Consider the following 26512-nt stretch of genomic DNA (forward strand, 5'->3'; position numbering starts at 1 on the left):
CGTACTCAGGCAGCGCGCGCGACGCGGCGAAACAGCGGGCTGGTGGGCTCTACCGACGCCTGATACGGCTCGCTGAAGTCACTGATGCTCGCTACGGCGGCTTCGAGCTGTGCGTCGGTATAGCGGCCTTCGCGCGGTTGCAGGGCGTCGAAGCCGCAGCGCGTGTAGTAATTGAACTGGTCGCGCAGAACGTCACCGATGGCGCGCAATTCGCCGGTGTAGCCGTAGCGCGTGCGCAGCAGCACGGCGATGGAGCTGCCGCGGCCGTCGGTGAACTGCGGGAAGTCCAGGCCGATCACCGCGAGGCTGGCGAGGTCGTCGGCCAGTTCGGTCGGGTCTTCGTTGCCGGCCAGCCATACGCCGGCATCACGGCCGGCAAGTTCGTCGCGGCGCGCTTTCCACACCGCGAGCGGCACCAGCAGCGCGCCTGCGGGCAAGGTGACGGTTGCGGGCGTGTCGCCCTCGGCGAGGGTGACGATGATGCGCGCGTCGTCTTCAACGCGGCCATTGCGGATCAGCTTAGCCATTGGCGACTTTCCTTTGCGCTTCACGGGCGCCATAAACGTCGGCCTTGAACGGGTCGATGCCGGTGCGGCGCACGGTGTCGATGAAGAGCTCGTCTTCGTGACGTTGCGCCAGATAGGTCTTGATCAGCTGATCCACCACGTCGGGCATTTCAGCCGCGGCGAACGAGGGGCCGATGACCTTGCCGAGCGAGGTGTCGTTGCCCTGGCTGCCGCCGACCGTGACCTGATACCACTCCTCGCCGTTCTTATCGACGCCGAGCACGCCGATGTGGCCGACGTGGTGGTGGCCGCAGGCGTTCATGCAGCCCGAGATGTTGATCTCGATGTCGCCGATGTCGTACAGGTAGTCGAGGTTGTCGAAGCGCGCCTGAATGGCGTTGGCGATGGGGATCGACTTGGCGTTGGCGAGGCCGCAGAAGTCGCCGCCGGGACAGGCGATGATGTCGGTCAGCAGGCCGATGTTGGGGCTTGCCAGACCGGCGTCGCGCGCTTCGCTCCACAGCGAGAAGAGGTCGGACTGCTTGACGTCGGCCAGCACCACGTTCTGCTCGTGGCTGATACGCAGCTCGCCGAAGCTGTAGCGGTCGGCCCAGTCGGCGGCGTGGTCCATCTGCTCGGCGGTGATGTCGCCGGGGGCCACGTCCTTGTGCTTGGTGGACAGCGTCACGATGGCGTAGCCGGGTTGCTTGTGGGCGCGCACGTTGCGCTTGGCCCAGGCTGCGAACGGCTTGTTTTCTTTCAGCAGTGCCTGGTAGCCAGCGTCGTCGGCCGGCAGCGCTTCATACGCCGGATCGACGAAGTGGGCGGCAACGCGTGACACCTCGGCCTCGGTCAGCGTCGAGGGGCCGTCTTTCAGGTGCGCCCACTCGGCCTCTACCAGTTCGCGGAAGCCGTCGATGCCCATGGCTTTCACCAGAATCTTGATGCGAGCCTTGTACTTGTTGTCGCGGCGGCCGAAGCGGTTGTACACCCGCAGGATGGCTTCGCAGTAGGTGAGGATGTGCTGCCACGGCACGAAGGCGGCAATCTCTTCGCCGATGATCGGGGTGCGGCCCAGGCCGCCGCCGACCAGCACGCGGAAGCCCACATGGCCGCTTGCGTCGCGCTTGAGGTCAAGGCCGATGTCGTGGGCCTGAATCACCGCACGGTCGTCCTCGGCACCGTTCACCGCGAACTTGAATTTGCGCGGCAGGAAGGCGAATTCAGGGTGAAAAGTGCTCCACTGGCGCAGTACCTCGCACCACGGGCGCGGGTCCACCAACTCGTCACCGGCCACGCCGGCGAAGGGGTCGGAGGTGATGTTGCGGATGCAGTTGCCCGAGGTCTGGATGGCGTGCATCTCGACCGTCGCCAGTTCGGCGAGGATCTGCGGCACGTCCTTGATCTCCGGCCAGTTGAACTGGATGTTCTGGCGCGTGGTGAAGTGGCCGTAGCCGCGGTCGTAGGTTCGGGCGACATGCGCCAGCATGCGCAGCTGGCGGCTGGCCAGCAGGCCGTAGGGGATGGCCACGCGCAGCATCGGCGCGTAGCGCTGTGTGTACAGGCCGTTCTGCAGGCGCAGCGGGCGGAATTCGTCTTCGGTCATCTCGCCTGCAAGATAGCGGCGCGTTTGCTCGCGAAACTGCGCGACGCGTTCATCCACAAGGCGTTGGTCGTATTCGTCGTATCGGTACATCCGTTCTCTCCGTGGGCGGAGGCCGGCGCGTACCGGCACTCCTGCTCGATGGGAACGAATGCTAGAGGTTTCTCATAGTTGAAAGAAGAAGGTGTGCGTTAAACTGAAATAACCATTAGTTATTTGATGCGGACGTGTTCCGACGGGGTGACGCATGAATATCCAGCAACTGCGCTATGTGCATGAGGTCGCGCGCTGCGGCCTGAACGTGTCGGAAGCGGCCGAGGCGCTGTTCACCTCGCAGCCCGGCGTGTCCAAGCAGATCCGTCAGTTTGAGTCTGAGCTGGGCATCGACATCTTCGTGCGACACGGCAAGCGGCTGGTCGGTGTGACCGAGCCGGGGCGGCACATTCTGGCGATCGCCGAGCGCATGCTGCGCGACGTCGAGAACCTGCGCCAGGTCGGCGACGAATTCAGCAATGAATCCGAGGGCAGTCTGTCCATCGCCACCACGCACACCCAGGCGCGCTACGTGCTTCCGGCGGTGACGCGGGCCTTTCTCGAGCGTTATCCGCGCGTGAAACTGTCGCTGCATCAAGGCAACCCACGGCAGGTGTCGGAGATGGTGCTGAACGGCGAGGCCGACATCGCCATCGCCACCGAGCTGCTGCCCGACGAGTCCGACCTGGTGACGCTGCCGTGCCAGCAGTGGAACCGCTGCGTGGTGGCGGTGCCGCGTCACCCCATCCTGAATGAAGCGCCGCTGACGCTGGAAGCCATCGCGCGTTATCCGCTGATCACCTACGACGATGCCTTCACCGGCCGCAGCAAGGTCAACAAGGCTTTCCTCGGCCGCGGGCTCAAACCCAATGTGGTGCTCACCGCGCTCGATTCCGACGTGATCAAGACCTACGTGGGCATGGATCTGGGCATCGGCATCCTGGCGCGCATGGCCTTCGATGCGGCCGAGGATCGCAAGCTGGGCATGGTCGATGCGTCGCATCTGTTCGAATCAAGCACCACGCGCCTGGGCCTGCGTCGCAACGCCTTCTTGCGCGGCTACGTGTATGCCTTCATCGAACTCTTCGCACCGCATCTGACGCGGCGCATGGTCGATGCCGCTTTGAGCGGCAGCGACGCCGACGACTACGAGCTGTGAGCTGTCAGCGCCACGCGGCTGAAGGCCTGCGGGTCGCCCGCCGCGAGCGCCAGCATCAGCGCGGTGCGCGCCTGAGCCGGTGACAGACGCCCGGCCGCGAACGTGCCCAACTCGACATCCAGCCGGCGGTTGGCAATGAAGCCGCTGCTGCAGCGTGAGGCGCGCACCACCGGAATGCCGTCGCGCGTGAGCTGACGCACGGTGTCCGTCCAGGCGTCGGGCACGCTGCCATTGCCGGTCAGCGCCAGCACGATGCCGCGCGCGCCAAGCTCTATGGCCGCCTTGAGCCACTGCGGCGAGGTGCCTGCGGCCATGTGCAGGATGGGCACCTGCGGCAAGGCGCCGTCGGGCCACGGCAGCATCTCGGGCCGCGGTGCCGGCGGGCGGAAGAAACGCACCTGCGGGCGCGTGGAGCCCACCGGGCCGTCCAGCGCGACGAAGCCATCCATGCCGGTGGCGTGCGCCTTGCGCAGCCCGCGAGCCGGCAGGATGTGCTCCGCAAACACCACCAGCGTGCCGCGTCCGTGCGCGGCGGGGTCGATGGCCACCCGCAGCGCGTCGAGCAAGTTGGCAGGGCCGTCGTTGGACACCGCGTCGCTCGGGCGCATTGCGCCGGTGACCACCACCGGCTTGGCAGCAGGCAACAGCAATTCCAGCACCAGCGCGGTTTCTTCCAGCGTGTCGGTGCCGTGCGTGACCACCACGCCGGCCACATCTTCACGTTCGAGTACGCCGCGTACGCTGCGCACGATGTACAGCCAGTCGTCGGGCGTCATGTTCTTGCTGTCGAGCGCGAGGCAGGGCTCGACGATGATGTCGGCACGCTCGCGTGCGCCCGGCACCGCAGCCAGCAAGGCTTCGCCGGCAATCGTCCCGGCGGTGTAGCTGTCGGGGCCGGAGGCGGCGTCGGATGCGCCGGCGATGGTGCCACCGGTGGTCAGCAGGACGATTTTAGGTAGCGGCATGGTCGGTCTCCTTGGTTGCGCAGTGGGACGGTTTCAGGCTTCAGGAGGCGCCTGATCCGTCTCGATGGCTTCCTGCTGTTGCAGCGTCCACATGCGCGCGTAGTCGCCGCCCTTGGCCAGCAGTTGCGCGTGTCGGCCGCGCTCCACGATGTGACCCTGGTCGAGCACGATGATTTCATTGGCATCCATCACGGTGGACAGCCGGTGCGCGATGACCAGCGCCGTGCGCCCGCTGGCGGCGCGCTCGATCTGCGCCTGAATGGCCTTCTCGGTGCGTGAGTCGAGCGCCGAGGTGGCCTCATCGAAGATCAGGATGGCCGGGTTCTTCAGCAGTGCGCGGGCAATCGCCACACGCTGCTTCTCGCCGCCCGACAGCTTCAGCCCGCGCTCGCCCACCCTTGTGTCGAAACCGTCGGGCAGGCGCGCGACGAAATCGGTGAGCTGCGCGGCGCGCGCGGCGGCTTCGACCTCTTCGCGCGTGGCCTCGGGGCGGCCGTACTGGATGTTGTAGAACAGCGTGTCATTGAACAGCACGGTGTCCTGCGGGACGATGCCGATGGCGCTGCGCAGGCTGTGCTGCGTGAGCGTACGCAGATCATGTCCGTTGATGCGGATGGCGCCGGACTGCACGTCATAGAAGCGGTACAGCAGTCGCGCCAGCGTCGACTTGCCCGAGCCGGAGTGGCCCACCACCGCCACCGTGTGGCCGGCCGGCACGTCGAAACTCACGTCCATCAGAATCTGGCGATTGGCCTCGTAGGCGAAGCCGACGTTCTCGAAACGCACCGAGGCCTGGCCGGGTTCCAGCGCGATGGCGCCGGGTGCGTCGGCAATCTCGCGGTTCTGGTGCATCAGGTCGAACATGCGTTCGATGTCGGTCAGCGCCTGACGCAGCTCGCGGTAGATCACGCCGAGAAAGTTGAGCGGGATGTAGAGCTGGATCAGGAAGGCATTGACCAGCACGATGTCGCCGATGGTCATCTCGCCGGTGGCGACGCGGCTGGCGGCCTGCCACATCATCAGCGTCACGCCCACTGCCACGATCACCGCCTGACCGATGTTGAGGCCCGACAGCGAGTATTGGTTCTTCATCTGCGCGCGGGTCCATTTATCGACTTGCTCGTCGTAGCGGCGCGCCTCAAATTCCTCGTTGTTGAAGTACTTCACCGTCTCGAAATTGAGCAGGCTGTCGATGGCGCGCGCGTTGGCGGCGGAATCGAGTTCGTTGGCGTGACGGCGCAGCGCCGTGCGCCAGTTGGTGACCTGCACCGTGAACACGATGTAGAGCACCAGCGTCACGGCGGTGATGATGGCGAAAATGGCGTCGTAGTTGAGCAGCAGGATGCCGATCACCAGCCCGATTTCGACCAGCGTCGGCAGGATCGAATACAGCGTGTAGCTGATCAGCGAGTTGATCGAACGCGTGCCGCGCTCGATGTCGCGCGTCAGGCCGCCGGTCTGGCGCTCAAGGTGAAAGCGCAGGCTCAGCGCATGCAAGTGGCGGAACACCTGCAGCGAGATGCGTCGCACCGCCTGCTGCGTGACGCGCGCAAAAACGATTTCGCGCAGTTCGGTGAGCAGTGAGCTGGAAAAGCGCAGCACGCCATAGGCCAGCAGCAGCGCGGCAGGCACCACGATGAAGGCTTGTTCCTGCGTGATGGTGAGTGCGTCGATGACGCCCTTGAACACCATCGGTACGGCGACGTTGGCGCCCTTGGCGGCGATCAGGCAGGCCAGGGCGAACACCACGCGCCATTTGTAGGCCCACAGGTAGGGAATCAGGCTCTTGAGGGTTTGCCAGTCACGGCGTTCAAGAGGTTCGGGGCCGGGCAGGGCAGAAGTGGCTGAGCGTCTCATGGCGAGATTCTATCCGCTGCGCTCGCACCTGAACGGCGCGGGCGCAGCGGATTCGCTCCCGGTGCGCGGGAGCGCACCGGTGAATGGCTTCAGAAGCCCATCGGACGATGCGAGAACACCCAGGTTTCAGTCAGTGCGCCGTCCTTGGTGCGCAGGAAGGCGCGCATGTCCACCGGCTTGTCGCCTTCCGGGTAGAGGTCGAAGATCAGGCGCCAGTTTTCGGTGCCGACCACGCGGATGGCGTAGGGGTTGTCTATGCGTGCGTTGGTGCCTTCGACCTCGGGCAGCACGATGCCTTGCTCCGAGGTGTAACGGGCAAGCTCGCCGCCGGTGAAGTCGATGGCGTATTTGACGCCGCCTTCCGGGCGCGGCTGGCCGGGGATACCGGCGCGACCAAGGCGCGTGGCAATGACGTGACCGACCGGCTGGTCGCCGAATACCGGAGCCTTCATCCAGTGCAGGCGGTATTCGAAGCTCGGCGTGGAGCCGGCCGGCACGGGTTTGTCGGTGGTCCAGTAGGCAACGATGTTGTCGTAGATCTCGTCGTCGGTGGGGATCTCGACCAGTTGCACGTTGCCTTGGCCCCAGTCGCCCTTGGGTTCGATCCACACGGCCGGGCGGCGGTCGTAGAACACGCCGTCGTCTTCGTAGTTGGCGAAATCGCGATCACGCTGCATCAGGCCGAAACCGCGCGTGTTGTTGTCGACGAAGCTGCTGGTGCGCACCGTCGGCGGGTTGTCGAGCGGGCGCCAGATGCGCTCGCCTGCACCGGTCCACACCGCCAGGCCGTCGTTGTCGTGCACTTCCGGGCGCCAGTCGCTGGCCTCGTGGCGGTTGGTCTCCGAGTACCAGAACATGCTGGTCAGCGGCGCCACGCCCAGACGGCGCACTTCCTTGCGCAGGAACAGGCGCACCGACACGTCCATGACGATGGCTTCGGCGTTGGGGGTGGCACAGTCGATGCGCACGGCGCCGGTCAGGCTGGGGCTTTCCATCAGCGCGTGGATGACGATGCCGCCATCGTCTTGCGGTTGCAGCCAGAAACGCGTGAACTCGGGGAATTCTTCCGGGCCGTCGGGGAGCGCGGTGTCGATCGCGAGGCCGCGTGCCGAGAGGCCATACTGGTCTTTCGGGCCCGAGGTGCGGAAATACGAGGCACCCATGAACGCCAGCCAGTCGCGGCTGTGGTCACCCGCATGCAGCACGCGAAACCCGGCCCAGCCGGCGTCGTCGGGCAGATCGTCGGCTTTCAGGTCGCCGGTGTAGGTGAAGACGCTGGGGTCGTATTCCAACTCACGCGCGAGGCCGCTCTCTACAACGTCGATGCGCACCGGAACCGGCGTGCCCGCGTGCTGGTGGAACAAGGCCACCGGCGCGACGCCCACCTGGTCGTCCCATAGTGCGCGCTGGGTGTTGAAACGGATCTTCTGGTAAGCGTCATAGTCGATCTTGGCAAGGGCTTTCGTCAGTGCTGCCGAGGCTTTGCGCGTTCGATGCGGGCGAGAAGCAAGATCGCGTGCAAGTTCGGCAACCGATTCGAATGAGAAGGCCTCACCCGCTGCAGCGGGGTTGCCTGCGCTGGCCAGCGCAGCGGACAGGCCGCCCGGCACGAGGCCGGCAGCGGTTGCTGCGCCGATCAGATGGAAAAAGCGCCTGCGCTGAAGGTCGTGCATCGTCTTGAATCCTGAGTGTTTGGGTTGGGCGGAACTATCCATGTTTGCCTCGTGCCTCGTCAAACGGGGTGTGTTGCAACCCGCAACACCGGCAAAGCAAGCGTGGGCGTAATCGTACCGACTTGGACGTGCCGCGGATGGCAATTGCGCGTGAATGCATCACGGTGCGCTAAGCTGATGTCAGGTACATGCATTCGGACGGAGAAGACAATGCTGTGGTGGATTCTGTTCCTGACCGTGGCCGGGTGTGTGTTCGCGGTGTGGCACGATGCCACGCGCAGGCGTCTGATCAGTGACCCGGCCTTTCGCGCCTTTCGCAAGGCCTTGCCGCCAATGTCGCAGACCGAGCGCGACGCGCTTGAAGCGGGCACGGTGTGGTGGGAGGGCGAATTGTTTTCCGGTCGCCCGGACTGGAACCGCCTGCTTGACATCCCCTGGCCCAAGCTCTCCGACGAAGAGCAGGCCTTTCTCGATGGCGACACCGAAGAGCTGTGTCGCCTGATCGACGACTGGAACTTCACGCGCCGGCTCGACATGTCGCCGGAAGTTTGGGAATTCATTCGACGCAAGGGCTTCTTTGCGCTGATCATCCCGAAGCAGTATGGCGGCAAAGGCTTTTCCGCTTACGCCCACTCCCAGGTCGTTACCAAGCTGGCCACGCGTTCTTCGGCGCCAGCCGTGTCGGTGATGGTGCCCAACTCGCTCGGTCCGGCGGAATTGTTGCTGGCCTACGGCACCGAAGAGCAGAAGCAACACTGGCTGCCGCGTCTGGCCGCGGGCGATGAGGTGCCGGCCTTCGCGCTCACCAGCCCATGGGCCGGCTCGGATGCGGCCTCGATTCCCGATGTCGGCGTGGTGTGTCGCGGTGAGTGGAACGGCCAGCAGGTGCTGGGCATGCGCGTGTCTTTCGACAAGCGCTACATCACGCTGGCGCCGGTGTGTACGGTGTTCGGCCTGGCCTTCCGCCTGCACGACCCCGAGCATCTGCTGGGTGAGCAGGTCGATCTGGGCATCACCGTGGCGCTGGTGCCGCGCGAGCATCCGGGCGTGGACATCGGCCGTCGTCACTTGCCGCTCGACGCCGTGTGGATGAACGGGCCGATCCGCGGCAAGGATGTCTTCATGCCGCTCGATTTCATCATCGGCGGCCCGCAGATGGCCGGCCACGGTTGGCGCATGTTGATGGAGTGCCTCGCCGCCGGGCGCAGCATCTCGCTGCCGGCGGCGAACACCGGCACGCAGAAGCTCACGGCGCGTGCGGTGGGTGCCTATGCACGGGTACGGCGTCAATTCCGCACGCCCATCGGGCAATTCGAAGGGGTCGAAGAGGTGTTGGCGCGCATCGCCGCCAATACCTGGCTGAGCGATGCGGGGCGGGTGTTCACCGCGGGCGCGCTGGACCTCGGCGAAAAGCCGTCGGTGGTGTCGGCCATCGTCAAGTACCACGTCACCGAGCGGGCGCGGCAGACCATCAACGATGGCATGGACGTGATCGGCGGCAAGGGCATCTGCCTCGGGCCGCAGAATTTTCTCGGCCGTACCTATCAGCAACTGCCCATCGGCATCACCGTCGAGGGTGCCAACATCCTCACGCGCAGCCTGATCCTGTACGGGCAGGGGGCCATTCGCTGCCATCCGCATTTGCGTGCAGAAATGGACGCTGTGGCTGCTGACAACGGCGACGCCTTCCACCGCGCCTTCTCGGCCCACCTGAAGGGCTTTGGCGTGAATGCGCTACGCGCGCTGGGCATGGGGCTGACGGGCTCGCACTTCGTGACGGTGCCCGAGCGCGTCGGCCCCGAAACGCGCCGTTATTACCAGCAGTTGTCGCGTCTGTCGGCGGCTTTTGCGGTGGTGTCCGATGCCTGCCTGGCCTCGCTCGGCGGGCAGCTCAAGCGCCGCGAAAAGCTCTCGGCACGTCTCGGCGACATCCTCTCGCTGCTGTATCTGATGAGTGCCTGCCTGCGCCGTCATGAGGCAGAAGGGCGGCAGGCGGAAGATGCGGCCTTGCTGCGCGCGGCCATCTGGGATGCCACCTTCCGCACGCAACTGGCGTTCGAGGGCGTGCTGGCGAATCTGCCCAACCGACCGTTGGCGTGGGTGCTCAAATGCATCGTGTTTCCGCTCGGCCGGCCGTATGTGGTGGCCTCGGATCAGGCGGGCGCAGCCGCGGCAGCGACCTTGCTGGCGCCTTCCGCAACGCGTGAGCGGCTGACCCAGCCGATCTTTCTGGCGCAAGATGAAGAGGACCCGCTCGCCGCGTTGGAGGCGGCGCTGGAGGCCACGATTGCCGCCGAGCCGATCGAGAGCAAACTCAACCGCGCCGTGCGCGAGGGGAGCTTCGTGCCCGGCCCGATGTCGAGCGGTTCGGTGGATGAAGTCTGGGCACATGCATTGCAAGCCGGAGTCATCGAGCCGGCTGAACATGCCTTGATCGAGCGCCGCAACCGATTGCGCGACAAGGTGATCCGGGTGGACGACTTCCCCGTCGACTTCGATTTGCGCGCCAGCCTGTGTGAAGCGCCGAATCCCGGCGGCCTACAATGAATGATCTGAACGACGATTACTGCGCATGGTCCCTCACAAGGTGAATGAAGCCGTCTATATCGTTGATGCCGCACGCACTCCCTTTTTGAAGGCGCACGGCCGGCCGGGCCCGTTTTCGGCGGCCGATCTTGCCACGGCCAGCGGAACCCAGTTGCTGGCACGCCAGCCGTTTGCGCCGGATGCGCTGGATGCAGTGATTCTGGGCTGCGCCAGCCCCGCCGCAGACGAAGCCAATATCGCGCGCATTGCCGCGCTGCGCATGGGCTGCGGCCACAAGGTGCCGGGCTGGACGCCACAGCGCAATTGCGCTTCCGGCTTGCAGGCGCTGGATTCGGCGTGCGCCGAGCTGCGTCTCGGGCGGGCCGATCTGGTGTTGGCCGGCGGTGTGGACGCGCTGTCGCGCGCACCGCTGCTGCTGTCCGATGACTTCGTGACGTGGCTGGCCGAGTGGCGCAAGGCCGGGTTCGTCCAACGCCTGCGCCTGTTGCGCACGTTCCGCCTGGCCAGCCTGTCGCCGATCATCGGCCTGGAGCGCGGGCTGACGGACCCTGTAGTGGGGTTGCTGATGGGCCAGACGGCCGAAGTGCTGGCCAGTCGCTTCGACATTTCGCGCGAGGAGATGGACACCTACGCACAGCACAGCCACGAGCGCGCCGCACAGGGCTGGCAGGCCGGGCATTTCGGTGAGGTCGTGCCGCTGATCGCACCGGACGGCAGCTTGCTTGACCGTGATGACGGCATCCGCCCGGACTCCAACGTCGCCGATCTGGCGCGCTTGAAACCCTTCTTCGACCGCAAGTACGGCAACATCACCGCCGGCAACAGCTCGCAGGTCAGCGATGGCGCCGGCTGGTTGCTGCTGGCCTCCGAGCGCGCGGTAGAGCGCCTCGGCCTGCAGCCACTCGGGCGCATCGTCGATTGCGCCTGGGCTGCGCTCGACCCTGCCGCAATGGGCCTGGGCCCGGTGCATGCGGTTGCGCCACTGCTCGCACGCAACGGCCTGAACATGGCGGACATCGGTTTGTGGGAGCTCAACGAAGCTTTCGCCGCGCAGGTGCTGGCATGTCTGCGCGCGTGGGACGACCCGGATTATTGCCGCACGGAGCTTGGCATCGATTGCGGCGGCGCACCGCCGATGAGCCGCATCAACGTCGATGGCGGGGCCATCGCGCTGGGCCACCCGGTGGGTGCAAGTGGTGCGCGCATCGTCATGCATCTGCTGGCCGCCATGCGGCGCGAAGGCGTCGAGCGCGGCGTCGCCACGCTTTGCGTGGGCGGCGGACAGGGCGGCGCAATGCTGATCGAGGCGGTCCAATGACACACCAAGGCGTGCATCTGCGGCTCGAGCGTGACTGGGAGGGTGTGGCCTGGCTGGTGCTCGACCGTGCCGGCGAGCGCGTGAACACCTTGTCGGCCGCCGTGCTCGACGAGTTGGCCGAGGTTGTTGGCATGCTCGAGAACGATCCGCCGACTGGGCTGGTGATCACCTCGGCCAAGCGCGAGGGTTTTTGCGCCGGCGCCGATCTCGATGAAGTGGCCGCGACCGATTCTCCGCAGGCTGCGCGCGAGCTGGTGTCGCGTGGTTGGGACGTGTTCGAGCGCATCGCGCGTCTGCCGTTTCCCACGCTGGCGCTGATTCGCGGACATTGCCTCGGCGGCGGGCTGGAGTTGGCGCTGGCGTGCACCTACCGCGTGGTGGTGGATGACCCTAAAACGCGCCTCGGCCTGCCCGAAGTGCGTCTCGGGTTGGTGCCGGCCTGGGGCGGCATGCGTCGGCTGCCGGCGCTGGTCGGCCCGACGGTGGCGCTTGATCTGATGCTTTCAGGGCGCGACGTGTCGGCCCATCGAGCCCGCGCGATGGGCTTGGCCGACGTGTGCGTACCGCCGCGCATCATGGAAAACGCCGGGCGCACGGTCGTGATGTCCGGCCGGCATTGCCGTCATCTGCCGTGGCGCGACGTGCTCAAGGCCACGCTGCTGCGCCGCTTCGTGGCGAAGCAGGCACGCAAGCGCTTGGTCGCGCGAGTGCGTCCGGAGCACTATCCCGCACCCTTCGCCCTGCTCGAGGTGTGGGCGCGCCACGGTGGCGACACCTTGGCCGAGCCGGACGCGTCGCCGGTTTCGGTTGCCGCCTTGCTGCGCTCCGACACGGCGCACGAATTGCTGCGGGTGTTCCGCCTGCGTGAGCGTCTGCGCCGCACGGCGAGTGATATCGCACACGAGATTCGTCATGTGCATGTGATCGGCGCAGGCACCATGGGCGGTGACATCGCGGCGCTGTGTGCTGCGCGAGGCTTCCATGTGACGCTGCAGGATCAACGGCCCGAGGCCATCGCCGCAGCCATCGGGCGTGCGGGGGCGATGGCGCGCGAACGCTATCGCCATGACCCCATTCGCCAGCGCGACCTGCTCGATCGCTTGGTGCCCGATGCCGCCGGGAACGGCGTGCGCCGTGCCGATCTGGTGATCGAGGCGGTGGCGGAAGACCTCGACATCAAACGCGCGCTGTTTGCCGAAATCGAAGCGCGCGCCCGGCCCGATGCCCTGCTGGCCACCAACACCTCGAGCCTTGCGCTGGAAGACATTGCCGCGCAGTTCGCGCAGCCGGCGCGGCTGATCGGCCTGCATTTCTTCAACCCGGTGCAACGCATGCCGCTGGTCGAGGTGGTCGCCAAGGACGACAACGAGCGCGGCGCGATTGCGCGCGCGGCTTCGTTCGTCGTGGCACTGGGCAAGCTGCCATTGACGGTGGCCAGCCAGCCGGGCTTTCTGGTCAATGCGGTGCTGGCGCCCTACCTGTTCGAGGCGCTGCGCTGTGTGGACGAGGGTATTCCGGCTGCCGCCATCGACAAGGCCATGCGCGATGCGGGCATGGCCGTTGGCCCCATCGAACTGGTGGATCGCATCGGGCTTGATGTGGCGCTGGCGGCCGGTCGCGGAATGGGCCTCGAGCCGGTGCCGGCATGCCTGAAAAACGCCGTCGAGCGCGGAGACCTCGGACGCAAGAGCGGGCGCGGGCTGTATGAATGGCGTGACGGCCGGGTGCAGCGCGATGAGCGCGCGAAAGCGCCGCACGGTCTTGCCGAGCGCCTGTTCGAGCCTTTGGATGCCGCAGCGCGCAGCGCACTCGAGCGCGGTGTGGTGGCCGATGCCGATCTGGTCGATGCCGGGCTGATCTTCGGCGCCGGATACCCACCGTTTCTCGGCGGCCCGCTGCGCCGCGCCACCCGCCAACATCACAAGGCTGCCGCATGACCCATCATCCGCCTCGCCCCACCCAGGACGCCCCCAGCGCCTTGCCCGAGCACCGCCAGCCCGAGCTGCGCATGATGACCATGCTCGCCGATACCAATCCGGCGGGCGACGTGTTCGGCGGTTGGATCATGGCGCAGGTGGACGTGGCCGGAGCCATTGCCGCGCATCGTCTGGCGCGCGGTCGGGTGGTCACCGTGGCAGTGAATGCCTTCGCGTTTCATCAACCGGTTTCGGTGGGTGACGTGGTGAGTTTCTATGCCGACATCCAGCGCGTCGGCAGCACGTCGATCACCGTGGATGTCGAAGTGTTTGCCGAGCGTGACCCCGTCCATCCCAAGGTGGTCAAAGTGACCGAAGCCACGCTGACCTACGTCGCGCTGGACGAGCACGGCAACAAGCGCCCGGTGTTTCCGGACGGTCCGCCGGGCTGAAATCGGAGGGCGTCATGAGCCGTCTCGTCGTGCGCAAGGTAGGCGTGTTGGGCGCCGGGGTCATGGGGGCGCAGATTGCCGCGCACTGTGCCAACGCCGGCTGTGACGTCGTGTTGTTCGATCTGCCGGGTGCGGCTGCCGCCGCACTGGAGCGATTGCCATCCCTTTCACCACCCGCGCTTGCCACCGCGCGCGAAGGCCTGCGCATCACCGCCGCGAGCTACGACACGGACCTTGCCCGCCTGCGCGAATGCGAACTGGTGATCGAGGCGATTGCCGAGCGCCTCGACCTCAAGACCACGCTGTTCGAGCGTGTGGCGCCGTTCATCCAAGAAGAGGCCTTGTTGGTCACCAACACCTCCGGGCTGTCGGTGCGTGCCTTGTCAGACGTGCTGCCGTCGCCCCTGCGTGCGCGCTTCTGCGGCGTACATTTCTTCAACCCGCCACGCTACATGGCGCTGGTCGAACTGATCGCCGGGCCGGAGACCGAGCCGGTGTTGCTGGACCGTCTGGAGAGCTGGCTCACCACCCGGCTTGGCAAAAGCGTGGTGCGGGCACACGACACGCCCAACTTCATAGCCAACCGCATCGGCATGTTCGCGCTGCTGGCGGTGATGCGCCACACCGAGCGCCTGGGGCTGCACTTCGACGAGGCCGATGCGCTCACCGGCCCGCTCATCGGCCGGCCGCGCAGCGCCACCTTCCGCACCGCCGATGTGGTGGGGCTCGACACAATGGCGCACGTGATCGGCACATTGCGTGATCGGCTGCCGGACGATCCGTGGCACCCGTGGTTTGGCGAGCCGCAATGGTTGTCGCGCCTGGTGGGGCGCGGTGCGCTCGGCGCCAAGAGCGGTGCCGGCGTGTACCGCAAGGACGGCAAGCGCATCCAGGTGCTGGACGGTGAGACGTATCGCGACAGCCGTGCCGAGGTGGCGCCCGAGGTGGCCGCCATCCTGGCTGAGCGCGACCCGGCGCTGCGGCTGCAGCGTTTGCGGGCCTCGTCTCACCCGCAGGCCGAAATGCTGTGGTCGAGTCTGCGCGATCTTTTTCATTACGCGGCCTTCCATCTATCGGAAGTGGCCGAGAGCGCGCGCGAAGTGGATCTGGCGATGCGCTGGGGTTTCGGCTGGGCGCAAGGGCCGTTCGAACTGTGGCAAGCCGCCGGTTGGCGCGCCGTGGCGCAGGCCATTCAGGCCGACATCGACGCCGGGCTGACGATGGCCGACGTGCCCTTGCCAAAGTGGGTGTTCGGGCGTGATGCCGTGCATGAAACGGATGGTTCGTGGAGCGTGGCCAGTGGCGGGCTTCAGTCACGCATCGCGCTGCAGGTGTATCTGCGCCAGCTCACGCCGGAGCGCGTCTTCGGAGAGGACGGCGCCGCGCCCGGCGAAGAGCTTTGGCACAACGCCGGCGTGCGACTGTGGCGCCGCAGTGACCAGGACCCGCGCATCGGCATCGTTTCGCTCACCACACGCATGCACGTCATCGACGATGCGGTGCTGGAGGGTTTGCTGGAAGTCGTGCAGCGTGCCGGGCGCGATCTGAACGGGCTGCTGATTCATCAGGCTGCGCCATTCAGTGCCGGCGCCGACTTGAAGCGCGTGCTGGCGGGCTGCGAGGCGGGTGAGTTCGCCGCACTGGAGCGCATGATCCACGGTTTTCAGCGCGTGGCGCAGGCCATTCAGGGCTCGGTGGTGCCGGTCGTGGCCGCCATCGAGGGCCAGGCACTGGGGGGCGGATGCGAGTTCGCGATGCGCGCGGCGCACCGCGTGCTGGCCTTCGAGTCGCGTGTTGGTTTGGTGGAAAGCGCCGTGGGCCTGATTCCGGCAGGCGGCGGTTCGGCGGCGCTGGCGGTGGAGGCCGCGCGGCTGGCGCGCCGCGTGGGCGGCGAGGATGTGCTGCCCTTCGTGCGACAGATGTTCCTGCACATCATGAGGGCCACCGTGTCGGACAACGCGCGGCACGCGCAGGGTCTGGGCTACGCGCGCCGCAGCGACGACGTGGTGATGCACCCCCGCGAGCTGCTGTATGTCGCCATCCAGCGCGCACGCGTCTTGCACGATGTGGCGTGGGCGCCGGGGTCGCTGGAGCGCCAGGTGGTGGTGGCCGGGCGTGAGGGCGCAGCGGCATGTGTGGCTGCCCTGGCCGCCCGTCGCGAGCTCGGCCGACACGAGTTGCGTGTGGCGCAGGCCACGGCTACGGCCTTGTGCGGTGGAGACGTGGCGGCCGGGACGCACGTGGACGAAGCCGATCTGCTGGAACTCGAGCGCGCACAGTGCATGGCGTTGCTGCGCACGCCCGAAACACAGGCCCGCATCCGTCACATGCTGGAAACGGGCCGCCCCTTGCTCAACTGAAACGCCACCGAAGGCTCAGCCGGCCGGTGGGATGGTGTCGGTGAAGCTCGCGCGTTCGAACAGGCGTTCGCCCAGCATTTCCAGCTCGGGCCGCCCTTTCTTCCAGTCGAGTTGCGGCAAGCGTAACTCCAGAAAGCCCAGCATCACGCCCACGCTGATGTCGCCCAGACTCATGCCGTCGCCCTGCAGCCAGTGGCGGCCGGTGGCGAGTTGATCCAGGCGGTCGAGGCCGCGTTCGATGGCCTGCATCTGACGTGCCACCACGCTTTCGCTTCGCTGCGCTTCGGGGCGGCGCCCCTCGCGCACGATGACCACGGCAGCGTCGGTGATGCCGTCGGCCAGCGCTTCGAGTTGTCGCACCCTTACCGCTTCGAGCGGGTCTGCCGGGATCAGACGAGGCGCGATCGACAGCGTTTCGAGCCAGCCGGCGATCACCGGCGAATCGAAGAAGGTCTCGCCATCGTCGGTGACGAGCACCGGCACCTTGCCCAGCGGATTGACCTCGGGGACGGTACTGGTCGGCTCCCAGGGCGAATCGACCACGAGTTCGAAGGGCTGATTCTTTTCGGCCAGCATGATGCGGATCTTGCGAGCGTACGGGCTGGTCAGCGATGCAACGAGTTTCATGATGCCTCCTTGGGTGCGAGGGTGATTACAGCGGTGCCCAACTCCCTTCGATGATCTTGCGCAGCACATGCAGCTTGCCGCCGAAGAAGTGATCGGCGCCGGGTACGACCGACACCGGCAGATCCTGTTCGCCGGCCCAGTCGAAGACATTCTGCATGGAGCAGGTGTTGTCTTTCTCGCCGTGGATCAACAGCGTGGGCACGTCTTCGGGCAGCGGGTCGAGATCGTAGAAGCGGTCGGAGCCGATCATCTCGCCGCTCGGCGTGCCGACCAGCACGATGCGGTGCGCGGGCGCCGGAGATTCAGCCAGGCGCTTGGCCACGCGGCTTGCCACGAAGGCGCCGAACGAGAAGCCCGCCACAGCCTGCGGCAACACGCCCCAGCGCGATTGCGCCCAGCTCAGCACCGACAGCATGTCTTCGGTTTCGCCCCAGCCCTCGTCGTGCTCGCCTTCACTGCCACCCACGCCGCGGAAGTTGGGGCGAATGGTGGCGTAGTTGAGGTCGCGCATCGAGCGCGCCAGGGTGTGGGCTACCTTGTTGGTGTTGGTGCCCGAGAACAGCGGGTGCGGGTGGCATACCAGCGCGATGCCGCGCACCTCGTGCGGGACGTCGATCAGCGCATCGATCTTTCCGGCCGGGCCGCGAAGCTCGATCTGTTCGGTCGGAAGGGGACGGTTCATCAGGAATCTCCAAGTTTGAGTCGGGACACCACGCGACCATGGACGAGGTGCTCGTCGATGATCTCGTCGATGTCCTCCTGGTCCACATAGGTGTACCAGACGTTGTCGGGATAGACCACCAGCACCGGGCCGTCGTCGCAGCGATCGAGGCAGCCGGCCTTGTTGATGCGGATGTGGCCGCGGCCCTTGAGGCCGAGATCGCTGACGCGCTTCTTGGCGTAGGCCTGCAGGTCGGACGCCTTGTAGTCGTTGCAGCAGTTTTCGCCGGGTGCGCGCTGGTTACAGCAGAAGAAGACGTGGTGGCGGAAGTAACTCATCGGGGTCTCCGTCCGGCGCCGTGCGCGGTGGCGCAAAGCCGCCGGAGCAAAAGGCAATTATACCGCCGACGCTAGGCCCGGGCGTCGAGGTGGTCGCCGCGCCATAAGCCCAGTGCCGACAGATACGCCAGCGCCAGAAACGGCCAGGTGCCCGAGAGCAGGCGGATCAGGCCGTGGAAATTCTCGAAGTTGCCCGACAGCAGGCGCGAGGTGTTGGCCAGATAGGGGTTTTCGGGAATCAGGTTGGCGAGCGTCGCTGCGCCCAGCAATGCCATGCCGGCCAGCGCGTGCTGCATCACGCGCGGCAGGAAGAGTGCCGCAAGCAGCAGGGCGGTGCCGGCGATCAGTCCGTCGCGCGTGCCGGGGGTGAGCCACAGCCAGGCGTCACCGGGTGCCACGAACACGGCGGTGGCTGCGCTCTTGATGGCGATGCCGCCGAGCAGCAGCGCCACCATCGGCCACACCCGCGTGGTTTGCATCATGCAGCGGGCGAGCAGGCCGACGGCGAGCAGGCTGGACGCCACCATGGCCGCTTCCAGCGTGAAGAAGGCGCCGGGCTGGAAGGGCATCGGCGTGGGGAGCTGCAACAGGCGGCGCAGGTCGCCGGCTTCGAACAACGCACTGTCGGGCATCCATTGCGCCAGCAGCCACAGCGCCAGCAGGATCAGGCCGAGATCGCCGGTGCGCCCGGCAACGATGTTCTCGGCCCGCCAGCGCTGAATGCCGCCACCGCGGTCGAACAGTCTTCGCCCGGCCAGCGCCCCCAGTGCGGCGCCGAGGAAGGCTCCCAGCGTGTTGCAGGCCAGATCGAGGTTGGATGAAACGCGCGTCGGCAGGAAGTTCTGGGTGGTCTCTATCGAGAAGCTGAACAGCGCGCCCATGCACGTGGCCACCACGACGGCTGTAGCGACGTGCCAGCGCCGCGGCAAGGCGGGCACCAGCGCGAAGCCGAGCGGCATGTAGCCGAGGATGTTGACGACGATGTCCTCGGTGCGCAGGTATTTGGGTTTGGGTGCCCACAGGTAGTCGAAGAGCGGCAGCCCGCTCCAAGTCCAGCCGCTGAACGGATACAGGCAGGCGTAGGCGATCAGTGCGAAGCAACTGGCCGCAAGGTAGCGGGGCAGTCGGGGCGTCGTGCCGTCAAAGATCATACGTACGACGCTCTCCGCTGCGCTTCAGTGTGACGTGTGGTGCGTGCCCGCGGCCGCGTGGTGATGGCCGGCGTGCGGACGGTGATGTGTCGGCTTGCCGACGTAACCCCCGATGATCATGCCCAGCGCACTGACGGCGAGCCCGAACAGTTGCGGTTCGATGTCGCCTTCAGGCACGAACAGCTCCAGCATCAGCCAGGTGCCGATCCCCAGCACGATGGCCAGTGTGGCGCCGAGGTTGTTGGCGCGTTTCCAGAACAGGCCGGCTGCCAACGGGACGAAGGCGCCCGCAAGCGTCACGCGGTAGGCGCTTTCAACCATGTGATGGATGGTGGCGTCGGTGGACACGGCATACACCGCCACCAGCACGGCGAAGGCGCACACCGCCCCGCGTGTGCAGGCGAGCAGCTGGCGGTCGCTCATGCTCGGCCAGAAGCCTCGCAGGATGTTCTCGGAGAAGGTCACCGACGGGGCCAGCAGGGTGCCCGATGCGGTACTCATGATGACCGACAGCAGTGCACCGAAGAACACCACCTGGGCGGCGAACGGCATGTAATTGACGATCAGGCTCGGCAGGATCAACTGCGAGTCGACCTCCATGAATTTCTCGACCATCTCCGCGTCGATCAGCGTCGCCGAGTAGGCCAGAAACAGCGGTACGGCGGCGAAGAAGAAATACGCGAAGCCGCCGATGGTGGTGCCCAATACCGCCACGCGCTCGTTCTTGGAAGCGTTCACGCGCTGGAACACGTCCTGCTGCGGGATCGAGCCCAGGGCCATGGTGACCAGCGCGGCAATCCACGCCAGCATGTCGAGCATGTCGAGCGTGGGCAGGAATTCGAATTTGCCTTCGGCCGCAGCCTTGGCAATCACCGTGTTGAAGCCGCCGGCCATGTCGCCCGCAAGATACGTCACGTACAGCAGGCCGAGGATGATCACGATCATCTGCACAAAGGTGGTCAGTGCCACGGACCACATGCCGCCGAACAGCGTGTACACCAGTACCACCGCGGCGCCGATGAAGACGCCCTGGTTGATCGAGATGGCGCCGTCCGACAGCACGTTGAAGACCAGACCCAGCGCGGCCATCTGCGCGCCGACCCAGCCCAGGTAGGAGACGATGATGGCCAGCGACAGCGCGACTTCGGTGTTGCGGTTGTAGCGCACGCGGAAGAAGTCGCCCAGTGTCAGCAGGTTCATGCGGTACAGCGGCCGCGCGAAAATCAGGCCGAACAGCACCAGACACAGCGAAGCGCCGAGCGGATCGGAGATCAGTCCGCGAAAGCCTTCGTCGATGAAGGTGGCCGAGATGCCGAGCACGGTTTCTGCGCCGAACCACGTCGCAAAAACCATGGCCAGCACGAACACGAAGGGCAGATTGCGGCCGGCCACGATGTAGTCGCGTGCGTTGTGCACACGGGTGGCGGCGTACAGACCGATGGCGACGGAAACGGCAAGGTAGGCAACGACAAGCCAGAGCAGCATGGTCAGTTCTTCCGGGAGGTGGTCGGGAAGGGCGATTTTTGTGCGCGCAAGTGTATCAACGAATGTTGCGCGCGCGTGGCCACCCGCTTCGGGTAGGCCGATGGTGCGTCCAAACCATCATGCGCACCCGCCACAAGCACGGAATGAGCCAGTTCGGGGTCAGCCGAAGCGGCCATATATTTCGAGTGCGATCAGCACGGCCAGCAGCACGCCGATCAAGCTCAGCATGCGGCTTTGGCGACGCTGAACCTTGAGGGTGCGCTCGCGCTCGACCAAGCGTGTGCGGCGCTCGTGTTCCTGCTCGGCAAGCGCGGTATGCACCAGTCGGGGGATTTGCGGGAGTGCCGTGGCCCAGTTCGGAGCTTCGGCCTGGATCGAACGGGCGAAGCCGCGCAGGCCGATCTGCTCGCCCATCCAGCGTTCGAGGAAGGGCTTGGCGGTTTTCCACAGATCAAGCTCGGGGTCGAGCTGGCGACCCAGACCTTCGATGTTGAGCAGCGTCTTCTGCAGCAATACGAGCTGCGGCTGCACTTCCATCTCGAAGCGGCGCGCGGTCTGGAACAGGCGCAGCAGCGTCTTGCCGAACGAGATGTCTTTCAGCGGACGGTCGAAAATCGGCTCGCATACGGTGCGGATGGCCGCCTCGAAATCCTCCACGCGCGTCTTGGCCGGCACCCAGCCGGCCTCGATGTGCGCCAGCGCCACGCGGCGGTAGTCGCGCTTGAAGAAGGCCAGGAAGTTCTGCGCGAGGTAGTTCTTGTCCTGCTCGTTGAGCGTGCCCATGATGCCGAAGTCGAGCGCGATGTAGCGCCCGTCGGCGTGCACCAGAATGTTGCCGGGGTGCATGTCGGCATGGAAGAAGCCGTCGCGGAAGACCTGCGTGAAGAATATCTCGACGCCCGCGCGCGACAGCGCCGACAGGTCGGTGCCCTGTGCTACGAGCACATCCGTCTGCGAGATCGGCACGCCGTACATGCGCTCCATCACCATCACGCCGCGACCGCACCAATCCCAGTACACCTCGGGCACGCGCAGCAGCGCTGAGTCGGCGAAGTTGCGCCGTAACTGCGAGCAGTTGGCGGCCTCGCGCATCAGGTCGAGCTCGTCGTTCAGGTGCTTGGAGAACTCCGCCACCACCTCGCGCGGCTTCAGCCGGCGGCCTTCCGGCCACAGCGTGTCGAGCAGCACTGCGGCGCTCTCGAGCAGGGCGATGTCGTGCGCGATGACGCGCTCGATACCTGGGCGCAGGATCTTGATGGCCACTTCCGTGCCATCCGGCAGCGCCGCGAAATGCACCTGCGCTACCGACGCCGAGGCGACCGGCTGACGCTCGAACAGGCGGAAGACCTCGTCCACCGGACGGCCGTAGAACTCTTCGAGCATGGCAACCGCCTGCTCGGTGGGGAAGGGCGGCACGCGGTCTTGCAGCAGCGCCAGTTCGTCGGCGACATCGGGCGGCAGCAGGTCGCGCCGGGTGGACAGCATCTGGCCGAACTTCACGAAGATCGGACCAAGCGATTCAAGGGCGCGACGCAGGCGCACCGCGCGCGGCTCGGAGAAGCTGCGCCAGAAGAAGAACACCTTCCACAGCTTCGCCAGCCTGCCGCTGGCGTCCACATCCAGCACGATGCGGTCAAGCCCGAAGCGGAGGCTTACGACAATGATCCTGGCGAGACGAAAGATGCGCACGGCGGCTCGATGCTGGCGGAAAGCTGCGACTTTAGCCGGAAAGCGGGCAGCGGGGGAAGAACGGAGAGCCGCCGGGCGCGATCAGGTGGCGCCGGCGAGCGTGGCGGTCTTTTTCTTGCGGGCGGGTTTGCCGCCCGGCGGAGGCGGCGTGCTGGCAGCCAGCTTGGCGCGTGCCTCGTGCAGCATGTGCAGCGTGATCTTCTGCACTTCGGCCTTGCTGGCTTCGATGTGTGCGCGCAGGGCAATGGCGGCTTCGGTGGTCTTGCGCTGACGGATCAGGTCGAGAATCTTCTGATGCTCGTCATAGGTAGTCTGGATGCGCCGCTCCGAGATGAAGTCGAGCCTGCGGATGATGCGGATCTTCTCGGTCACGTCCCAATGCACCTTGGCCATCTCGCGGTTGCGGGCGGTGGCGATGATGCTCTGATGGAAGGCTTCGTCGAGCATGTGCACCTGCGGGCCGTCGGTGAGCCGCTCAGTCGCAGGCACGCACCAGATGGCGCGCAGCGGCAACAGCTCATCGGGCTCGCCGGTCTGGCACAGTTGGGTCACTGCGGCCACTTCGAGAATGATGCGCAGGTCGTACAGCTCGCCGAAGCGCTGGAAGTCGAACTGGCGCACGTTCCAGCCGCTGCGGAAAGCCACCTGCAGGTAGCCCTCGCGCTCGAGGCGGTACAGCGCATCGCGCACCGGCGTGCGCGACACGTTGAAACGCGCGGCGATTTCCTGCTCGGTGAAGCGGTCGCCGGGGATGAACTCGAAGTTGAAGATGCTCTGCTTGATCGTCTGGTAGATCTGCTCGGCCAGTGCGTTGGTTTGCGTTTTCACCGTTCGACCTGCTGTGGGAAGTGGGTTTCGGGCTGTGCCTGCGGCGTGCTCAGGCTTGCGTCATGCCTGCGCATGCAACGGACATCGATCATGTCCGCAATGATGCAGCTTTTCAGCGTAGCGGGGGTGCCAGGCGCACGCATCGTGCAATCTATTCGAAGATCTGACGCGGCAGATAGAACGACACGGTCCAGTTCGGGCGGTCGACGATCTGGCTGATGCGCAGGTCACCGGCAACGCTGCACAGCATGTAGGCGTCCATCGGCCGCACGCCGTGCGCCGAGGCAAGCAAGTCAATCATGCCGCGTACCGCAGCGCGGCAGGCTTCCATCAGATCCGGCGCGATGCCGGTGGTGACTTCGTAGCCGCGCGCGTCGTGATGTGCAGACACGGCACCCGGCGTGGTGAAGCGCGGGTACGCCAGCGACGTGCGCTTGATCAGGTCGAACTTGAGCGCCACTCGCATCGGGCTCTCGATGGCGGTGCCGCACACCTCGCCGTCGCCTTGGGCTGCGTGGGTGTCGCCCACCGAGAACAGCGCCCCCGCGACTTCCACCGGCAGATGCACCTCGGTGCCGGCCGACAGGTCGCGGATGTCGAGATTGCCGCCGACGCGTCGCGGCGGGACGATGCTGTGCACGCCGGGCGCGGCCGGGGCCACGCCGAGGGTGCCTGTGAACGGCTTGAGCGGAATGCGTGCGAACGAGCCGAACATTGCCGGCTCGGACAGATCCGGCCGGTAATCCCACACATGCAATGCTGGCTCGGTGAACTCATCGGCCAGCAGGCCGAAGCCCGGAATATTGGCCGTCCACCCCCAGCCGCTGGGCGCGAATTCCAGAATCGACACCTTCAGCACATCGCCGGGTTCCGCGCCGTCGATGAAGATCGGTCCGGTCACCGGGTTGAGCTTGCCGAAGTCCATCGCCGCTACGTCGGCAGCCCTCGAGTGCGGTGTGAATTGCCCGCCGGAGGCTTCCTGCACGTCGAATTCGATGCTGCTGCCGGGCGCGACCCGGACAACCGGTTCAAAAGCATTCGACCAGCCGAAATGGCTCTGATGCTGATGAATGGTGTGCGAGCAATGCGAACAGGACATGGGCGAGGCTCCTTGATGTGGCGGATTACAGAAAGGGCGCCAGCAGCATGCGCAGGCCTACGCACAGCATGATCAGCGCGAACAGCCGGTTGAGCACGCGGGTGGGCGCGATGCGTGTCACGTGCGCACCCAGTTGGGCGAAGGGAATGCTTGCGAGGATGATCCCCAGCAGCGCCGGCCACATCACGTAGCCGGTGGCGCCCGGCGGCAGGGCGGGGTTGCCCCAGCCGACGGCAATGAAGGTTGCCGTGCCGATCAACGCCGTCGGAGCGCCGCAGGCGGCGGCCGTGCCGATGGCCGGCTTCAGCGCCTCGCCGCAGCGCGTCAGCCATGGGATGGTCAGCGTGCCGCAGCCGATGCCGAACAGCGCCGAGGCCGTGCCGATCACCCCGCCGGCGGCCACTGCGCCGGCCGGCGACGGTGGTGCGCCGCGCGCCAGGCGCGGCCAGCCCGACAGGCTGTGCAGCGACAGCAGCACCAGAAAGCTGCCGAAGGCCGCGCGCAGCGCGCTGCCGCTCAAGGCGCTGGCGACGAGCACCCCGACGATGGCCCCGCCCAGCAGGCCAGGCAGCAACTGCCGCAGCCGGTACAGCAACACGTTGCCATTGCGGTGATGGGTGCGTGCCGCGGCGGCGCCCGACACCACGATGGACGCCAGCGAGGTGCCCACCGCCAAGTGCATGGCCACTTCAGGCGACACGTTCTGCAAGCTGAAGATGATCAGCAGCGCCGGGATGATGACGATGCCGCCACCGATGCCGAAGGTGCCGGCCAGCAGCCCCGACAAGGCTCCGATGCCGGCGTAGCCGAGCCAGATCAACGGCAGGGTGGGCAGCATCGTGGCTTACTCCGGCACGCGCAGATGCCAGTCGGTGGCCGACTGGAAGTGGTAGCCGGCGTCGATCAGCCGTTGCTCTTCGCACATCGGCGCGATCAGTTGCAGCCCGGTGGGCAGGCCGTTGTCGGCGAAGCCATTGGGCATTGCCAGTGTCGGCACGCCAAGATTGCTGAAGGGCTGGTTGAACGCAGGCGAGCCGGTGGCGTGCAGGCCGTGCGGCGCCGTGGTGGGAGCCGCAGGCGTGGCGAGAATGTCGGCCTTGTCGAAGGCGCCGGCAAAGGCGCGGCGGTAGCGCAGGCGTACGGCTTGCGCTTCGATGTAGCGCTCGGCCGGAATGGCAAGCCCCTCGCGGATGTATTCGCGCAGGTAGTCGCTGTAGAGTGCGGCGCGCTCGCCGAAATACTGGCTGTGGTAGTGCGCCACTTCCGCCTGCATCACCACGGCGTGCGCGGCGATGCTCTCTTCGAAGCCGGGCGGCGTGGCGATCTCGATCACCTCGTAGCCCATCTCGACGAAGGTCTTCAGCGCGGCTTCGTAGTGCGCCAGTACTGCGGTGTCGGCATTGCGGAAATGTCGGGTGTCGAGCACGCCGATGGTTTTCGGGCCGCTGGCGCGAAGCTGCAGCGGTACCGGCGGCGTCGGCAGCGTGGCCGGGTCGAGCGGGTCGGGGCCGGCCACCGCATTGAAGAACAGCACGGTGTCGGCAATGTCGCGGGTGAAGGCGCCGATGTGGTCGAGCGCAATGCTGGCGGGGATCACGCCGTGCTTGCTGATGCGGCCATAGGTGGGCTTGAGCACGGTCACGCCGTTGAAGGCGGCCGGCCGGCTGAGCGAGCCGGACGTCTGCGTGCCCAGCGCGAAGGGCACCATGCCGCTGGCCACCGCAGCGGCCGAGCCGCTGCTCGAGCCGGCCGGCGTGTGTTCCGGGTTCCAGGCGTTGGTGGTGGGCGGCGGGCCGCCCCAGTTGGCGAATTCGGTGGTGGTGGTCTTGCCCAGCAGAATGGCCTGTTGCTCACGCAGCAGACGTACCACGGTGGCGTCTTCCTGTGAGACTTCCCCTGCGATCACTTTCGAGCCGGCCTCGGTGGGCCAGCCGGCGGCGTGGAAGATGTCCTTGGCGCCGTAGGGCACGCCGAACAGCGGCGGCAGTTCGGCCAAGCGGGTGATGGTGTGGTCGAGCTTGCGGGCGTGCTCGCGCGCCTCGTCGGCGTGCAACTGCGTCCAGGCCTTGACGACCGGCTCCTTGCGTTCGATGACGGCCAGCGATTCCGCGAGCGCTTCGGACGGGCTGATTTCGCGGCGGGTGTAGAGCGTGCGCAAGGCGCTGATGGTGCGGGGAAGCATCGTGCTGTGACTCCAGAGTGAAACGGGCATGTGTCGATCAAGTGCGGCGCACGGGGCGGGCCC

General features: G+C 66.4%; 21 protein-coding genes. 6 read left to right on the forward strand and 15 right to left on the reverse strand.

Annotated features, from left to right (window positions below; genetic code table 11):
• Window positions 1-5: 5 nt before the first annotated feature.
• Both AC6H0W_RS05100 and AC6H0W_RS05105 read right to left on the reverse strand, forming a co-directional pair.
• Window positions 6-527: a DUF934 domain-containing protein gene (locus AC6H0W_RS05100; RefSeq protein ID WP_497576050.1), complete on the reverse strand. Its 522-nt coding sequence runs from the start codon at window positions 525-527 to the stop codon at window positions 6-8.
• Window positions 520-2202: a nitrite/sulfite reductase gene (locus tag AC6H0W_RS05105; RefSeq protein WP_497576051.1), complete on the reverse strand. Its 1683-nt coding sequence runs from the start codon at window positions 2200-2202 to the stop codon at window positions 520-522. Before AC6H0W_RS05105 ends, AC6H0W_RS05100 begins: the two co-directional genes overlap by 8 nt.
• Before the next feature lie 154 nt (window positions 2203-2356).
• On the opposite strand from AC6H0W_RS05105, the gene AC6H0W_RS05110 reads away from it, so the two are divergent.
• A complete protein-coding gene (locus AC6H0W_RS05110; RefSeq protein WP_497576052.1) occupies window positions 2357-3301 on the forward strand; it encodes a CysB family HTH-type transcriptional regulator in 945 nt (314 codons plus the stop codon).
• Here the strand turns inward: AC6H0W_RS05110 and AC6H0W_RS05115 are convergent.
• The 3 genes from AC6H0W_RS05115 to AC6H0W_RS05125 form a co-directional block, all read right to left on the reverse strand.
• A complete protein-coding gene (locus AC6H0W_RS05115) occupies window positions 3289-4266 on the reverse strand; it encodes an asparaginase (protein ID WP_497576053.1) in 978 nt (325 codons plus the stop codon). The two genes, AC6H0W_RS05110 and AC6H0W_RS05115, sit on opposite strands and share 13 nt — an antisense overlap.
• A gap of 33 nt (window positions 4267-4299) precedes the next feature.
• Window positions 4300-6123: an ABCB family ABC transporter ATP-binding protein/permease gene (locus AC6H0W_RS05120; RefSeq protein ID WP_497576054.1), complete on the reverse strand. Its 1824-nt coding sequence runs from the start codon at window positions 6121-6123 to the stop codon at window positions 4300-4302.
• A gap of 89 nt (window positions 6124-6212) precedes the next feature.
• Complete coding sequence (locus AC6H0W_RS05125; RefSeq protein WP_497576055.1) at window positions 6213-7796, reverse strand: OpgD/OpgG family glucan biosynthesis protein; 1584 nt, start codon at window positions 7794-7796, stop codon at window positions 6213-6215.
• A 210-nt stretch (window positions 7797-8006) separates the two neighbouring features.
• On the opposite strand from AC6H0W_RS05125, the gene AC6H0W_RS05130 reads away from it, so the two are divergent.
• The 5 genes from AC6H0W_RS05130 to AC6H0W_RS05150 are packed head-to-tail and all read left to right on the forward strand — an operon-like array spanning window position 8007 to window position 16389.
• The gene (locus AC6H0W_RS05130) at window positions 8007-10343 is read left to right on the forward strand and encodes an acyl-CoA dehydrogenase (protein WP_497576056.1); all 2337 of its coding nucleotides are present in this window, start codon (window positions 8007-8009) and stop codon (window positions 10341-10343) included.
• Window positions 10344-10368: 25 nt separating this feature from the next.
• Complete coding sequence (locus AC6H0W_RS05135; RefSeq protein ID WP_497576057.1) at window positions 10369-11661, forward strand: acetyl-CoA C-acetyltransferase; 1293 nt, start codon at window positions 10369-10371, stop codon at window positions 11659-11661.
• Window positions 11658-13598, forward strand: a complete 1941-nt coding sequence (locus AC6H0W_RS05140) for a 3-hydroxyacyl-CoA dehydrogenase NAD-binding domain-containing protein (protein ID WP_497576058.1) — start codon at window positions 11658-11660, stop codon at window positions 13596-13598. The genes AC6H0W_RS05135 and AC6H0W_RS05140 overlap by 4 nt, the downstream gene beginning before the upstream one ends.
• Window positions 13595-14029 (forward strand): acyl-CoA thioesterase, encoded by a 435-nt coding sequence (locus tag AC6H0W_RS05145; RefSeq protein ID WP_497576059.1) that lies wholly within the window; start codon window positions 13595-13597, stop codon window positions 14027-14029. The genes AC6H0W_RS05140 and AC6H0W_RS05145 overlap by 4 nt, the downstream gene beginning before the upstream one ends.
• Window positions 14030-14043: 14 nt before the next feature.
• On the forward strand, window positions 14044-16389 hold the full coding sequence (locus AC6H0W_RS05150) for a 3-hydroxyacyl-CoA dehydrogenase/enoyl-CoA hydratase family protein (protein ID WP_497576060.1): 2346 nt from the start codon (window positions 14044-14046) through the stop codon (window positions 16387-16389).
• A gap of 15 nt (window positions 16390-16404) precedes the next feature.
• On the opposite strand, the gene AC6H0W_RS05155 is transcribed toward AC6H0W_RS05150, so the two are convergent.
• From AC6H0W_RS05155 to AC6H0W_RS05200, 10 genes are all read right to left on the reverse strand, one after another.
• Entirely contained in the window at window positions 16405-17016 is a 612-nt protein-coding gene (locus AC6H0W_RS05155; protein WP_497576061.1) for a glutathione S-transferase, read from the reverse strand.
• A gap of 25 nt (window positions 17017-17041) precedes the next feature.
• Window positions 17042-17698, reverse strand: coding sequence for an alpha/beta hydrolase (locus tag AC6H0W_RS05160; protein ID WP_497576062.1), 657 nt, complete (start codon window positions 17696-17698; stop codon window positions 17042-17044).
• On the reverse strand, window positions 17698-18015 hold the full coding sequence (locus AC6H0W_RS05165; protein WP_497576063.1) for a (2Fe-2S) ferredoxin domain-containing protein: 318 nt from the start codon (window positions 18013-18015) through the stop codon (window positions 17698-17700). The genes AC6H0W_RS05160 and AC6H0W_RS05165 overlap by 1 nt, the downstream gene beginning before the upstream one ends.
• A 71-nt stretch (window positions 18016-18086) precedes the next feature.
• Window positions 18087-19166 (reverse strand): VanZ family protein, encoded by a 1080-nt coding sequence (locus AC6H0W_RS05170; RefSeq protein WP_497576064.1) that lies wholly within the window; start codon window positions 19164-19166, stop codon window positions 18087-18089.
• Window positions 19167-19190: 24 nt separating this feature from the next.
• Window positions 19191-20651, reverse strand: coding sequence for a high affinity choline transporter 1 (locus tag AC6H0W_RS05175; RefSeq protein ID WP_497576065.1), 1461 nt, complete (start codon window positions 20649-20651; stop codon window positions 19191-19193).
• A 159-nt stretch (window positions 20652-20810) separates the two neighbouring features.
• A complete protein-coding gene (ubiB, locus tag AC6H0W_RS05180; RefSeq protein WP_497576066.1) occupies window positions 20811-22340 on the reverse strand; it encodes a ubiquinone biosynthesis regulatory protein kinase UbiB in 1530 nt (509 codons plus the stop codon).
• An 81-nt stretch (window positions 22341-22421) separates the two neighbouring features.
• Window positions 22422-23168 carry a GntR family transcriptional regulator gene (locus tag AC6H0W_RS05185; RefSeq protein WP_497576067.1) on the reverse strand — a complete coding sequence of 249 codons (747 nt, stop codon included), beginning with the start codon at window positions 23166-23168 and terminating at the stop codon, window positions 22422-22424.
• A gap of 151 nt (window positions 23169-23319) precedes the next feature.
• The gene (locus AC6H0W_RS05190; RefSeq protein WP_497576068.1) at window positions 23320-24267 is read right to left on the reverse strand and encodes an acetamidase/formamidase family protein; all 948 of its coding nucleotides are present in this window, start codon (window positions 24265-24267) and stop codon (window positions 23320-23322) included.
• A 25-nt stretch (window positions 24268-24292) separates the two neighbouring features.
• Complete coding sequence (locus tag AC6H0W_RS05195) at window positions 24293-25105, reverse strand: sulfite exporter TauE/SafE family protein (RefSeq protein WP_497576069.1); 813 nt, start codon at window positions 25103-25105, stop codon at window positions 24293-24295.
• A 6-nt stretch (window positions 25106-25111) separates the two neighbouring features.
• Window positions 25112-26449, reverse strand: coding sequence for an amidase (locus tag AC6H0W_RS05200; RefSeq protein ID WP_497576070.1), 1338 nt, complete (start codon window positions 26447-26449; stop codon window positions 25112-25114).
• Window positions 26450-26512: the final 63 nt, after the last annotated feature.

It is taken from the genome of Pseudazoarcus sp. NS20, from assembly GCF_059703745.1.